The 14,167-nt window shown below is 63.0% G+C and carries 10 protein-coding genes; 5 read left to right on the plus strand and 5 right to left on the minus strand.

The annotated features are described in order from the left end of the window. The first annotated feature begins 280 nt into the window (after positions 1-280). The 5 genes from ABWL43_RS12855 to ABWL43_RS12875 all read left to right on the plus strand — a co-directional run bounded on the left by ABWL43_RS12855 (position 281) and on the right by ABWL43_RS12875 (position 8,222). On the plus strand, positions 281-2,806 hold the full coding sequence (locus ABWL43_RS12855; protein WP_404488002.1) for an acyl-CoA dehydrogenase: 2,526 nt from the start codon (positions 281-283) through the stop codon (positions 2,804-2,806). Between the two features lie 149 nt (positions 2,807-2,955). Further along, a complete protein-coding gene (locus tag ABWL43_RS12860) occupies positions 2,956-4,299 on the plus strand; it encodes a 3-oxoacyl-ACP reductase (protein WP_145164414.1) in 1,344 nt (447 codons plus the stop codon). Between the two features lie 3 nt (positions 4,300-4,302). Beyond that, positions 4,303-5,193 carry a MaoC/PaaZ C-terminal domain-containing protein gene (locus tag ABWL43_RS12865; protein ID WP_145164412.1) on the plus strand — a complete coding sequence of 297 codons (891 nt, stop codon included), beginning with the start codon at positions 4,303-4,305 and terminating at the stop codon, positions 5,191-5,193. Beyond that, on the plus strand, positions 5,190-6,488 hold the full coding sequence (locus ABWL43_RS12870) for an acetyl-CoA C-acetyltransferase (protein WP_404488005.1): 1,299 nt from the start codon (positions 5,190-5,192) through the stop codon (positions 6,486-6,488). Before ABWL43_RS12865 ends, ABWL43_RS12870 begins: the two co-directional genes overlap by 4 nt. 30 nt (positions 6,489-6,518) lie before the next feature. Continuing rightward, on the plus strand, positions 6,519-8,222 hold the full coding sequence (locus tag ABWL43_RS12875) for an AMP-binding protein (RefSeq protein ID WP_404488008.1): 1,704 nt from the start codon (positions 6,519-6,521) through the stop codon (positions 8,220-8,222). 718 nt (positions 8,223-8,940) lie between these two features. Here the strand turns inward: ABWL43_RS12875 and ABWL43_RS12880 are convergent. The 5 genes from ABWL43_RS12880 to ABWL43_RS12900 form a co-directional block, all read right to left on the minus strand. Continuing rightward, a complete protein-coding gene (locus ABWL43_RS12880) occupies positions 8,941-9,918 on the minus strand; it encodes an NAD(P)-dependent oxidoreductase (RefSeq protein ID WP_404488010.1) in 978 nt (325 codons plus the stop codon). After that, positions 9,915-11,213, minus strand: coding sequence for an MFS transporter (locus ABWL43_RS12885; protein WP_106577856.1), 1,299 nt, complete (start codon positions 11,211-11,213; stop codon positions 9,915-9,917). Before ABWL43_RS12885 ends, ABWL43_RS12880 begins: the two co-directional genes overlap by 4 nt. Before the next feature lie 45 nt (positions 11,214-11,258). Continuing rightward, positions 11,259-12,200 carry a sugar kinase gene (locus ABWL43_RS12890; protein ID WP_262206573.1) on the minus strand — a complete coding sequence of 314 codons (942 nt, stop codon included), beginning with the start codon at positions 12,198-12,200 and terminating at the stop codon, positions 11,259-11,261. Then, positions 12,193-12,975 (minus strand): sugar phosphate isomerase/epimerase, encoded by a 783-nt coding sequence (locus tag ABWL43_RS12895; protein ID WP_262206572.1) that lies wholly within the window; start codon positions 12,973-12,975, stop codon positions 12,193-12,195. Before ABWL43_RS12895 ends, ABWL43_RS12890 begins: the two co-directional genes overlap by 8 nt. 87 nt (positions 12,976-13,062) lie before the next feature. Then, complete coding sequence (locus ABWL43_RS12900) at positions 13,063-14,121, minus strand: LacI family DNA-binding transcriptional regulator (protein ID WP_347341001.1); 1,059 nt, start codon at positions 14,119-14,121, stop codon at positions 13,063-13,065. Between the last annotated feature and the right edge of the window lie 46 nt (positions 14,122-14,167).

Raw genomic sequence — 14,167 nt, forward strand, 5'->3', positions numbered from 1 at the left:
GTCCGTCACGCAGCGCTGAGGATAAGGGCGGCAAGCGCATCTTGGCGCCCTTGTTCAAAGGCTCTAGAGCGGGGGTTCGCCCTCGCGACGTGTGCAGCACCGCATTTTCTGATTCAACAGGCTGACGTGCTCAGCCTGGTTTTTTTTGCCAAGGCATTAAATAAAAATTTCAAAACAAAATTTGAATTTGTCTTTTCAAGTTTGTAGTGTGGCTTTACGCCGTCGCTCATTTCGAGCGGCCTGCGCATCGCCCATGCCCTGATTAGGTAGAGGTATCCCCATGGTTATCTGGTTATTAGTGGGTGTCGCAGCAGCGATTGCCCTGGCGTATCGACAAGCCGCCGCTGCGCTGTGGCTGGGCGTTGGCTTGATCTGGCTGGCGCTTGGTTACCTGTTCAACGTGGTCGCTGGTGTGGGCACCAGCGTTGCGGCGCTGCTGGTGGTGGTGCCCGCGCTGCTGCTGACGATCAAACCCTTGCGTCGCACGCTGTTGACCAGCAAGGCCTTGAGTCTGTTTCGTACGATCATGCCGGCCATGTCCGACACCGAACGCGCCGCCATCGAATCCGGCACCGTGTGGTGGGACGCCGAGCTGTTCAGCGGCAAACCCAACTGGGATCGCCTGCTTAAGGCTGCGCCGGCCAGCCTCAGCGCCGAAGAACAAGCCTTCCTCGACAACGAGGTCGAAACCCTCTGCGACATCGCCAACGACTGGGAAACCACCCAGATCTGGCAGGACATGTCCCCCGAAGGCTGGCAGTACACCAAGGACGCCGGGTTCCTGGGCATGATCATTCCCAAGCAATACGGCGGCAAAGGCTTCTCCCACTACGCGCATTCCCAGGTGGTGATGAAGCTGTCGACACGCTGCTCGGCGGCGGCGATTTCGGTGATGGTCCCCAATTCCCTGGGCCCGGCGGAATTGCTGCTGCATTACGGCACCGATGCCCAACGCAATTACTACTTGCCCCGCCTGGCGCGAGGCGAAGACATCCCGTGCTTTGCCCTGACCAGCCCGTATGCGGGCTCTGATGCCGGCGCAATTCCGGACGTGGGCGTCGTCTGCAAGGGCCTGCACGAGGGCGAGCAAGTGCTGGGTTTCAAAGTGACCTGGGACAAGCGCTACATCACCCTTGGCCCCATCGCGACGGTGCTGGGCCTGGCGTTTCGCGCCGAAGACCCAGAGGGCCTGCTGGGCAAGGCGGGCTCGCTGGGCATCACCTGCGCGTTGATCCCAACGTCTCACCCAGGCGTCAACAGCGGTCGTCGTCACTGGCCTCTGAACGCGGTATTCCAGAACGGTCCCACCACCGGCAAGGATGTGTTCATTCCCCTGGAATGGGTGATCGGCGGCCGCGAACAGGTCGGTAACGGCTGGCGCATGCTGATGGAATGCCTGGCAGCCGGGCGGGCGATTTCTCTGCCCTCGGCCAACGTCGGCCTGGGCAAAGTCGCGGTACGCGGCACCAGCGCCTACGCGGCGATGCGCAAGCAGTTCGGCCTGCCCATCGGCAAGTTCGAAGGCGTACAGGCGCCGCTGGCACGCATGGCCGGGCATTTGTATGCCTGCGACGCGGTGCGCAAGGTCTCGGTGGCGTCGCTGGATGCCGGCGAAAAACCTTCGGTGATCTCGGCCATTGCCAAGTACCACGTCACCGAGCGCGCGCGGATCATCGTCAACGACGGCATGGACATCGTCGCCGGCAAAGGCATCTGCATGGGCCCCAACAATTTCCTGGCCCGTGCTTACCAGCAAAGCCCGATTGCGATCACCGTGGAGGGTGCGAACATCATGACCCGCTGCCTGATCATCTTTGGCCAGGGGCTGATTCGCTGCCATCCGTACGTATTCCGCGAAATGGAAGCCGCGCGTAACCCGGACCGGCGCCAGGCACTGGAAGCCTTCGACCGCGCGATGTTCGGCCATGTGAGCTTTGTCGTCGCCAATGCCGTACGCGCCGGGGTGCATGCGCTGACGGGTGGGCGGCTGCTTTCTGCACCGGCCAAGACCGAGCCGGCGCTGGCGTCCTACTACCGCCAGGCCAATCGGCTGTCGGTGGTGCTGGCGTTGATCTCGGATGTGTCCATGGGTGTGCTCGGGGGTGCACTCAAGCGCAAGGAAAGTATCACCGGGCGTCTGGGCGATATTCTGTCGCAGTTGTACATCCTGTCCTGCGTGCTCAAGCGCTTTGAGGACGACGGCCGGCCCCAGGCCGACCTGCCGCTGGTGCACTGGGCCGCCCAGGATGCGCTGTTACGTGCGCATGAAGCGCTGGCCGAAGTGCTCGATAACTACCCCTCGAACGCTGCTGCGGCAGTGGTGCGTGGCTTGAGTTTTCCGTTCGGTATTCCCCTGCGCAAACCGTCGGATCGCTTGCTGGCCCAAGTCGCCGAGGTGGTGCAGACGCCAGGTGAAACACGCGACCGCCTGTTGGCCAATTCCTACATCCCGCGCCCGGAAATCGACAAGCTGGCCTACGGCGAATTGGGCTTGCGCCTGTTGCCGCAGGTGGAGCTGATCGACGCTCGCCTCAAGTCGGCCGTCAAGCAAGGCCTGATCGAACCGATGCCGATTTCCGCCACCGCGTTCAGCGGCTGGCGCGTCAAGGCGCGGGCGCTGGACCTGATCAGCGACGAGGAAGACACCTTGCTCGGCCGCTATGTGGAATACGCCGACCACGGCATCCAGGTCGATGATTTCCCGCAGGACTTTGGTTTGCTCGAGGCGTTGCAGCAGCGCAAACAAGCCTTGGAGCCGAGCGCCAAACGTCGCACACCCCAAAGCGAAAACGCCTCGGTCAACTAGGAGAAACACGATCAAGGTGGGAGCGGGCTTGCCTGCGATGGCAGCGCCTCGGTGCCTGTGAACGACCGAGTCGTCTGCAGCCCAGGCAAGCCAGTTCCCACCCGCATCGGGTTTATAAAGCCAGTGTGTGTTGTGAGTGAATGCTTACTATGAGTGACAGCTACCTTTCCTTCGTCAACTCCGCCTGGGGCCGGCGCCTCGCCCGGGCCATCGGCCTGCCGCAGCCGTTGCCGTTGCAGCGCCATCGCAGCGGCCAGCAGGGCCTGGTCAACCCGGTCATCGTCGCCGGGGCAGGGCGGTTATCCACGCAGGTGCAACAGATTTTTGCCGCCACCGACACCGTCGCGGCCACGCCGGCGACGCTCCGGGCGCCGTCCACGGTCAAGGTGCAGGGCGCGGTGTTCGATGCCACGGCGGTGCTCGATTTGCAGCAGCTCGACGAGCTCTATGTCTTCTTCCACGCCAACGCCAAGCGCCTCAGTCAGCATGGCCGCGTGGTGGTGCTCGGCACTGCGCCCGAGCATTGCCGGGACTTGCCCCAGGCCATCGCCCAACGCGCCCTCGAAGGCCTGGTGCGCTCACTGGCCAAGGAGCTGCGCCGGGCGATCACCGTGCAATTGATCTATGTCGCGCCGGGCGCCGAAGACGCCCTGGACAGCAGCCTGCGGTTTTTTCTGTCGCGCCGTTCGGCCTATGTGTCCGGTCAGGTCGTGCGCCTGCAAAAACCGGTGGATGGCGAGGTTGCCGTCAACTGGGATAAGCCGTTTGTTGGGCGCCGCGCATTGGTCACCGGCGCGTCGCGTGGGATTGGTCTGGCCATCGCCCAGGTGCTGGCCCGCGACGGCGCCCACGTGGTGTGTGTGGACGTGCCCCAAGCCCATGCAGCGCTGCAGCAGGCCGCCGCCAGTGTCAACGGTTCGGCCTTGCCGCTGGACATCACCGCAGCCGACTCGGCCGCGCTGTTGCAGGCACATGTCGAACAGTACGGTGCTTTTGATGTGGTGGTGCACAACGCCGGGATCACCCGTGACAAGACCATTGCCAAAATGACCGAGGCGGCCTGGCGCAGTGTGCTGGCAGTCAACCTGGAAGCACCGTTGCAGTTGAGCAATGCGTTGCTGCACCACCAGGGGTTGAACCCGGGCGGGCGGATTGTGTGCGTGTCGTCGATCTCTGGCATTGCCGGCAACCTGGGGCAGAGCAATTACGCCACCTCCAAGGCCGGTGTGATTGGCTTGGTGCACGGCCTGGCACCGTTGGCGGCAGCGCAGCAGGTCACGGTCAACGCCGTTGCGCCCGGTTTTATCGAGACACAGATGACCGCCAGAATTCCACTGATGATCCGCGAGGCGGGGCGGCGCATGAACTCGATGTCCCAAGGCGGGCAGCCAATTGATGTGGCCGAGACCATTGCCTGGCTGGCGCACCCGGCGTCCGGCGGGGTCAACGGCCAAGTCGTACGCGTGTGCGGCCAAAGCCTGCTGGGAGCATGAGCCATGGACTACGTGACGCAAATCATCGACCCGCCACCGTCGCGCACCCAGTTGTTGCTCGATGGCGTGCGCGCGCTGCGCAAACCCAAGCTTGAGGGTGCGCCGTTGCTGCCCAGGGAATGCCTGGTGCGTTCGGCGGCGGCGCTGTCGGCCAGCGCTATCGCCGCGTATGGCCACGCCTGTGGTTTCCGGCGCGAGCAGGGCGTGCCGCTGTCCTATCCGCACGTGCTGGCGTTCCCGTTGCACCTGATGCTGCTGACACGGCCGAGCTTTCCGTATCCGGCCAGCGGCATGGTGCACCTGGCCAATCGGATTCATCAGCACCAGCGTTTGCACGAAGGCCAGGCGTTACGCCTGGAAGTAGGTTGCGAGCGCTGGGTGGCGCACCCCAAAGGCCAGGCGCTGATTATCGCCACGCGGGCCTACGGCGCCGACGCGTTGGTGTGGCAGAGCGACAGCCTGTACCTGCGCCGTGATGTGAAAGACCCGGTCGGCGAACCGTGGGAAGACGTGCTGACGTTGCAGGAAGACGGGCTGTTGCGCAGCCAGCGCTGGGCAGTGCCGGCCGACCTGGGCCGGCGTTTTGCCAAGGTGTCGGGGGACTTCAACCCGATTCACACCTCGGTGATCGGCGCCAGAATCTTTGGCTTTCGCCGCGCCATCGCCCACGGCATGTGGACCCTGGGCCGCGCGCTCGCCGCTCAGCAACCGCCGGGCGGCCTGGAACACGCCCAGGCGCATTGCGACTTCAAACTGCCGATCTTCCTGCCCGGCCAGGTCACCCTGTGGAATCGCCCCGTGACCGGCCCGCGCCGTGAGTTCGAAGTGCGCAATGCGGCGGGCGATAAACCGCATATGCGTGGGCTTTTTGTCTGGAATGAGAACCGTCAATGAGTGACTACAGCTTCAACCCGGCCCCGACTCGCCGCGTGGCGATTATCGGCGGCAACCGTATCCCGTTTGCCCGCTCCAACAGCGTGTACGCCCACGACAGCAATCAGGACTTGCTGGTTGCCGCCCTGCAAGGCCTGGTTGACCGCTACAACCTGCATGGCCAGCGCCTGGGCGAGTTTGCCGCGGGGGCGGTGATCAAGCATTCGCGCGATTTCAACCTGGCGCGCGAGTCGCTGCTGTCGACCACATTGTCGCCCGAAACCCCCGCGTACGACGTGCAACAAGCCTGCGGCACGGGCCTTGAAGCGGCGTTGCTGGTGGCGAATAAAATCGCCCTGGGCCAGATCGACGTCGGCATTGCCGGCGGTAGCGACACCACCTCGGACGCGCCCATCGGCATCAACGAATCCCTGCGCCACACCTTGCTCGCGGCCAACCGCGCCAAGGGCATGGGCGATAAGCTCAAGGCGTTGCTGAAGGTGCGCCCGTCGATGTTGTTCAAGCCGTTGCTGCCGCGCAATGGCGAGCCACGCACCGGCCTGTCGATGGGTGAGCACTGTGAAGAAATGGCCAAGCGCTGGCAGATCAAGCGGCTGGCCCAGGATGAGTTGACCCTGACCAGCCACCAGCGCCTGAATGCCGCTTACGCCCGTGGTTTTTTCGACGATCTGATCAGCCCTTATCGCGGCCTTGCGCGCGACAACAACCTGCGGGCTGACACCAGCCTTGCGAAACTCGCCGGGCTATCCCCAGCCTACGACCGTCAGAACGGTACGCTCACGGCGGGCAATTCCACGCCGCTGACCGATGGCGCTTCGGTGGTGCTGTTGGCCAGTGAGGCCTGGGCTGCCGAACACGGCTTGCCGGTACTGGCCTACCTGCGTACCGGCGAAACAGCGGCGGTGAATTTTGTCGATGGCACCGAAGGCCTGTTGATGGCCCCGGCCTATGCCGTTCCACGCATGCTCAAGCGTGAAGGCCTGAGCTTTGCCGACGTTGACTTCTTCGAGATTCACGAAGCGTTTGCCGCCCAGGTGCTGTGCACGCTCAAGGCCTGGGAAGACGCCGATTACTGCCGTGAGCGCCTGGGCCTGGACGCACCGCTGGGCGCCATCGACCGCAGCAAAATGAACGTCAACGGTGGTTCGCTTGGCTGTGGCCACCCGTTCGCCGCGACCGGTGGCCGGCAGTTGGCGGCACTGGCCAAAACCATCCATGACAATGGTGGCGGGCGCGGCTTGATTTCGATCTGCGCGGCGGGCGGGCTGGGTGTTACGGCCATCGTCGAAAAGTAGTGCGATAAAAACAACAACAAGGAGACTGCCATGAACGCTGTAAGCCTCGAACGTACCGAACGGATCTGGTTGAACGCTTACCTGCCCGGCGTGCCGGCGGACATCGAGGCCGGTATCGAGGACTACCCGTCGCTGCGCGAGGTGTTCCTTGAACACCTGGAGAAATTTCGCGAGCGCGTCGCTTACGTCAGCATCGGCACCGAAATGACCTATGCCGACTGGCGGGTGCAAGGCATCGCGTTTGCCGCGTGGCTGCAGGGTCAGGGCGTAAAGAAGGGCGACCGCGTGGCCTTGATGATGCCCAACTGCTTGCAGTACCCGATCTGCCTGTTGGGCACCATCCTGGCCGGCGCGGTGGTGGTCAACGTCAACCCGCTGTACACCTCCCATGAGCTCAAGCATCTGCTCAAGGACAGCGGCGCCGAAACCGTGGTGATTTTCGAAAACTTCGCCCACACCCTGGAAAAGGTCGTGGCCGGCAGCAGCGTCAAGCGCGTGGTGGTGGCGGCCATTGGCGACTTGCTGGGCACCTTCAAGGGCGCGGCGATGAATTTCATCCTGCGCCGTGTGCAAAAGCAGGTGCCCGGTTTTAACCTGCCCGGCGCGGTGCGCTTCAATCGGGTGCTGAAACAGGGGCGGGCGCTGAATCACTTCCCGGTGGCCATGAACCTCGACGACCTGGCCTTTTTGCAATACACCGGCGGCACCACCGGGGACGCCAAGGGTGTGATGCTCAGCCACCGCAATATCATCGCCAACCTGTTGCAGGCCAAGGCCTGGGTCGGCGACCAGCTGGACCAGGACCAGCAGGAAACCAACGTCACCTTGCTGCCGCTGTACCACATCTTTTCGCTGACGGTGAACTGCCTGATGTTCATGTGCCTGGGCGGGCGCAACATCCTGATCGCCAACCCGCGTGATGTGAAACGCGTGCAGATGATCCTGCGCAAGGAGCGCTTCAACGGCATTGCCGGGGTCAACACGCTGTTTAATGGCTTGCTCGAAAACAAAGCGTTCTGCGCCCGCGACTTTTCCGCCCTGCGCCTGGTGATCGCCGGCGGCATGGCCACGCACACGGCGGTGGCCAAGCGCTGGAAAGAAGTCACCGGGCTGCCGATCATCGAGGGCTATGGCCTCACCGAGTGCTCGCCGGTGGTGAGCATCAGCCCGATCAATATCGCCCGCATGCGCGAGATGGAGTTCACCGGCAGCATTGGCGTGCCGCTGCCCTCCACCTGGGTGCGTTTTATCCGCGAGGACGGTGAACTGGCCGACACCGGTGAGCAAGGCGAACTGCAAGTGCGCGGGCCGCAGGTGATGCAGGGTTACTGGAAGCGCCCCAAGGAAACCGCCGAGGTGCTGGATGCCGAGGGCTGGCTGTCGACCGGTGATATCGGCGTGATGGACGAGCGCGGCTACATCCGCCTGGTGGACCGCAAGAAAGACATGATTCTGGTCTCGGGCTTCAATGTGTACCCGAATGAAATCGAAGACGTGGTGGCCATGCACCCGGGCGTGGGTGAGGTGGCGGCGGTCGGTGTGGAAGATGGCGTCACTGGCGAAAGGGTGAAGATCATCGTAGTGCGCAAGGACCCGAACCTCACGCAGGAGCAGATCCTCGCCCATTGCCGCGAATACCTGACGGGTTACAAAGTGCCGCGGTATGTGGAGTTCCGCACCGCCGAGCTGCCCAAGACCACCGTCGGCAAAGTGCTGCGCCGGGCCTTGCGCTGACTTGAATGTGTCGACGATCCAAATGTGGGAGCGGGTTTACACAACAAGCTAGGTTGGATGAACACGGTCAATGTGGGAGCGGGCTTGCCCGCGAATGCAGTGTGTCGGATTGCACATGCGGCATTGACTCACCGCCTTCGCGAGCAAGCCCGCTCCCACAGCGATTGGGTTTACACAGCAAGCTACGTTGGATGAACACGGTCAATGTGGGAGCGGGCTTGCCCGCGAATGCAGTGTGTCGGATTGCACATGTGGCACTGACCCACCGCCATCGCGGGCAAGCCCGGCTCCCACAGCGATTGGGTTTACACAGCAAGCTACGTTGGATGAACACGGTCAATGTGGGAGCGGGCTTGCCCGCGAATGCAGTGTGTCGGATTGCACATGTGGCACTGATCCACCGCCATCGCGGGCAAGCCCGGCTCCCACAGAGATTGGGTTTACACAGCAAGCTAGGTTGGATGAACACAGTCAATGTGGGAGCGGGCTTGCCCGCGAATGCAGTGTGTCAGTTTGCATATTCGGCACTGACCCAACGCCATCGCGGGCAAGCCCGCTCCCACCTTTTAAAGTGCAGTGCACCATGTAGCGGGTGTACTCGGTCACATGTGGGAGCTGGCTTGCCTGCGAAGGCATCCACTGGGTACACCTGATGTACCGAGGGGGCTGCATCGCAGGCAAGCCAGCTCCCACTTTGGGTCTGTGCAAGTCTCAGGAATCAGTGTTTCCAGGCAGCCGGGTTCACCAGGTTTTTCGGGCGGTCGCCGGCCAGCGCCGCCAGCAGGTTGTCCACCGCACATTTAGCCATCGCTTCGCGTGTTTCATGGGTCGCCGAGCCGATGTGCGGCGTGGCCACCACATTGTTCAAGCGCAACAGGGGCGAGTCGTGGTTCAACGGCTCACGCTCGAACACATCCAAACCCGCTGCCCGAATCGTGCGTTGCTGCAGCGCCTGAACCAGCGCCGCCTCGTCCACCACTTTGCCGCGCGAGATGTTGATAAAGATCGTCTCCGGGCCCATCAGTGCAAACTCTTCAGCGCCGATCAGCTTCTCGGTTTCGGCAGTCAGCGGCAAGGTCAGGCAAACAAAGTCGGCTTCCTTGAGCAAATCCACCAGGCTGCGGTACTGCGCGCCGAAGCGTTCTTCCACCAACGGCTTGGGCGAGTGGCTGTGGTAGATCACCGGCATGCCAAAACCAAAATGCCCGCGTTGGGCCAAGGCTTCGCCGATGCGGCCCATGCCGATGATGCCGAGGGTTTTGCCATGCACGTCGGTGCCGAAATGGGACGGGCCGATGTTCTTGCTCCATTGGCCAGCCCGCACCATGTCGGCCAGCTCCACCACCCGGCGCGCGGTGGTCAGGATCAGCGCAAAACCGGTATCGGCAGTGGTTTCGGTGAGCACGTCCGGCGTATTGCTGAGCAGGATGCCGCGTTGGGTCAGGTAGTCGATGTCGTAGTTGTCGACACCCACCGAGACACTGGCCACCGCTTCAAGGCGTGGCGCCAGGTCGAGCAGCTTGGCGTCCAGGCGCAGGCTGGCACCCAGCAGGCCCTGGGCGCGGGGCAAGGCCTCGCGCAGCTTGGCCAGGCCGGGTTCGTCGAGGGCTTCGATCAGCGTGACGTCGGCCTGTTCATGCAGGCGGGCCATCAAGGGCGCAGAGAGTTTCTTGTATAAAACGACAGACTTTTTCATCGGGTTTTCACCTTCAATCCAAGGGTCGGCATCGGCGCGCGTTCACGGTCGCTGGCGCCGGGCTTGAGGAAAATCGTCAGCACCACCGACAGCATCAGCGCACCGCTCATCAGCAGGTACGAAGCGCCAGGCGAACCGGTGGTGCTGTTGAGGTAACCCACCAGGTACGAACCGCCGAACGAGCCCAGCGCGCCCATGCTGTTGATCAGCGCCATGGCGCCGCCGGCGACGTTGGCCGGCAGGATCTCCGGCACGATGGCAAAGAACGGCCCGTAGGGCGCATACATGCAGGCGCCGGCGATGACCAGCAGGCTGTAGGACCACCAGAAGTGTTCGGCGCCCAACGCGTAGGAGGCGTAGAACGCAATGGAGGCAATCAGCAGCGGTGGCCACACAAAGCGTTTACGTTTTTGCAGTTTGTCCGAGCCCCAGGACACCGCGAGCATGCCGATCACCGCCGCCAGGTAAGGCAACGCCGACAGCCAGCCGGCTTCGACCATGTCCATTTGCAGGCCGGCCTTGAGGATCGACGGCAGCCACAGCACAAAGCCGTAAACGCCGATGCTCCAGCAGAAAAACTGCAGCGCCAGGATGATCACCTTGGGCGAGCGGAAGGCCTCGGCGTAGTTCTTCACCGCCTTGATCCCGACTTGCTCGGCGGCCAGCGCGCTTTCCAGGTCTTTTTTGTGCTGCTCACTCAGCCACTTGGCGTCGGCGGGTTTTTCATCCGCCAGCTTCCACCAGATAAACGCCCAGATCACCGCCGGTATGCCTTCGATGATAAACATCCAGCGCCAGCTGAAGTGCTGCACCAGATAGCCCGACACCACTGACATCCACAGCATGGTCACCGGGTTGCCGAGGATCAGGAAGGTATTGGCGCGCGAGCGTTCGGCCCGCGTGAACCAGTGGCACAGGTACACCAGCATCGCCGGCATCACGGCGGCTTCGACCACCCCGAGCATGAAGCGAATGGCGATCAGCATGTAGGCGTTGGACACCACGCCGGTCAGGGTGGCAAGGCCGCCCCAGAGGATCAGGCTGACAAAAATCAGCTTTTTAACGCTGCGTTTCTGCGCGTAGATCGCCCCCGGCACCTGGAAGAAAAAGTAGCCGAGGAAGAACAGCGCGCCCAGCAGCGAGGACATGCCGGGGGTGATCATCAGGTCTTCGGCCATCCCGGAGGCGGCGGCGAAGCCGTAGTTGGCGCGGTCCAGGTACGCCAGGCTGTAGGTGATAAACACGATAGGCATGATGTACCACCAGCGGCGGGTGGCGAGTTTCAAGGTATCCATGGAGTTGCTCCTGAGCTTGTTGTAGTTGTGGCAACAGGGTGTAAGTCATGCAACGGATCGAGTGGGTAACTCCGCACGGGTGGGCAAACCTTCCATGTCGCCGCGGCTCTGCACGGCGCGGCTGCCGATCCAGTTGCCGCGCTGTACCGCTTCGGGGAAGCTGAGGTTTTCCAGCAGGGCGCTGATCATGCCGACGGCAAAACCATCGCCGGCGCCGACGGTGTCGACGACTTTTTCCACCGGCACGGCGGCAACGAAGCCCTGGTCCATCTGGGTGCGGTAATAGGCGCCGTCCGGCCCGAGCTTGATGGCCACGGCCTCGGCGCCCTGGTCGAGGTAGAACGCGGCGATGTCGGCCGGGTCTTCAAAGCCTGTGAGCAAGCGACCTTCGCTCAAACCCGGCAAGACCCAATCCGCCATGGCGGCAAGGGCGTTGATTTCGGCGATCATCTGCGCCTGGCTGGCCCATAACGATGGGCGCAGGTTGGGGTCGAACGACACGCTGTGCCCGGCTTTGCGCATCTGTGTCATCAGCTCGCGGGACAGCTCACGGGTGGCCTCGGACAACGCCGGCGGAATGCCGGTGGCGTGCAGGTGACGCGCCTGCAGCAGCGTGGGGCTGATGGCGGCGATGGACAGGTGGCTGGCCGCCGAGCCTTTGCGGAAGTATTCCACCTGAGGGTCTGCGCCGGCCTCTTCGCGGGACTTGAACTGAAAGCCGGTGGGGTGCAGGGGATCGACCGCCACATGCCGACAATCCAGGCCTTCCTTTTTCAGCGTGTCGACCACAAAACGCCCGAGGGAATCATTCCCCACCCGGCTCAGCCAGGCCACATTGAACCCCAGGCGCGACAGGCCAATGGCGACATTGCTGTCGGCGCCGGCAATGCGTTTGTGGAACTGAGCCACCTGGGCCAGATCGCCGGTCTGCTCGGCGACAAACATCGCCATGGTTTCACCAAACGACAGGATATCGATCTCAGACATGGGCATTCTCCGCACGCGGTTGGCCAAGGACGGCGAGGGCGGCGACCTGTTGCGCGGTGACCTCGATCAGGTCATCACCCTGCAACGGGAATTCCACGGCCCGGGTAATACCTTGAGTCATATGCTTGAGCAGTTGTTCCCACAGATGCAGGTCGGTGGCGCCGGGCGGCAGGGCCACCAGCTTGCCATCCTGGCGCCGGGCCACGGCCTTGCAGTGCAGGTAATCCACGTGCCGACCGAGCAAACGTGCCGCGGTGAGGGCGGACTGGTCCTGCCATTGCCAGTTGCCGATGTCGAACGTCATCTTGACGGGCAGGCCCAGGCGCTCGACCTCGGTGAAGAACCGCTGCATCGGCTCGATCCGTCCGCCGTGCAGGGTCTGGTCGTTTTCCACCAGCAGTTGCACCGGGTGCCGGTTGAGCAGGGCGTGCAGGCTTTGCAGGTCGTTGGTGTCGGTGAAGTAGCCGAGGGAGACTTTCAGCCAGCGCGCGCCGAATGCCTGAGCGCGGTCGAGGGTGTCATTCAGCTCGGCGTTGGGCTGGGCGCGGCCGGCGACCCACAGTTCCAGCGGCGAGGAGTACACCGATTCCAGGCCATGCGCGGCCGCAGCCTGGGCCAGTGTGGTCGGGTGTTCGGTGGTCAGCAGTTCTTCACGCCATTCGATGCGTTGGGCGCCGGCAGCGCTCAGCACGTCGACAAAACTCAGTTGGCCCTGTTGGCGAACAAGCTCGGCGCCGTAGCTGGAAAGGCTGATGGAGACGGGGTATTTGTGCATTGTTGTTTACCTCTGAAACCGGTTTCATTTTTATACGCAAAACAAATGTGGGAGCGGGCTTGCCGGCGATGGCGGTGTGTCAGGCGACTACGGCTTCGCCTGGTAAACCGTCATCGCAGGCAAGCCAGCTCCCACAAGCGATTGTGTGGAACCACGGATGATTAATTCCGGCAAAAAATCCAGGGTGCGCGTCGGCGCATCATCGCCGCGCAGGCGTTTGAGCAGGCAGTCGAAGGCACTGGCGCCGATCGCTTCAGTAGGCTGGGCGAGGGCGGTAATGCCATTGCCCACCAGCGGGTACCAGTCCAGATCATCCAAGGCGATCAAGCCGACATCCTCAAACAGCCGGCAGCCTGAAGCCTTGAGCGCACGGGTACAGGCCAGCGCGGCAATACCGTTGGCGCAGAACAGCGCTTTCGGGCCGGGCGTGGCAAGGAAGGCTTGCAAGCGGCTTTGCAGCGCGTCGTCCAGTTCCAGCACCGCGCCGGTCAGCCCTGGGCGGCTGGCGATCTCGGCCTTGAAACTGGCCTGGCGCTCCAGGCGTGAGCTGGTGCCATCGGCGGCTTCGCTGACCAGCAACACGTCGCGATAACCCTGCTGTTGCAAATGTTCGACGGCGATGCGCACCGCTGCGGCGTTGTCCAGCCCCACCAGGTCGCTGTGCAATGGCTCGACCTTGCGGTCCACCAGCACCAGCGGCATTTCCTGCTGCAGTTGCAGCAGTTGGTCAAGGTGATGGCCGAGGGTGTTCACGATCAGCCCTTCGATGTTGTACGAGCGCAGGGCTGCCAAATGCTGGCGCTCCTGCTCGTCATCGCGGTCGGTGTTGCACACCACCAGGCTGTAGCCGTGCTTGCGGCAGGCGGTTTCGACGCCATGCATCACGGCAATGGAATAGGGGTTGCGGATATCGGCCACCAGCATGCCGATCAAGCGTGTGCGCCCCCGTTTCAAACCACGGGCCATCTGGTTGGGGCGGTAGCCAAGTTCGCTGATGGCCTGTTCGATACGCTGCGCAATGGCGTCGGAGAGCAGGGCGCGGTCATCACCGATAAAGCGCGACACGCTGGCTTTGGACACACCGGCGCGCTCGGCAACGTCAAGCATGGTCACGCGGCTGCGCTGGGCGGCGGAAAATGGAGTCACGATTACGGGCCTTTCTTATTGGAGTTAGCCGTTTCACCGCCTGAGA

The organism is Pseudomonas sp. HT11 (assembly GCF_044875395.1).
Lineage (GTDB): Bacteria > Pseudomonadota > Gammaproteobacteria > Pseudomonadales > Pseudomonadaceae > Aquipseudomonas.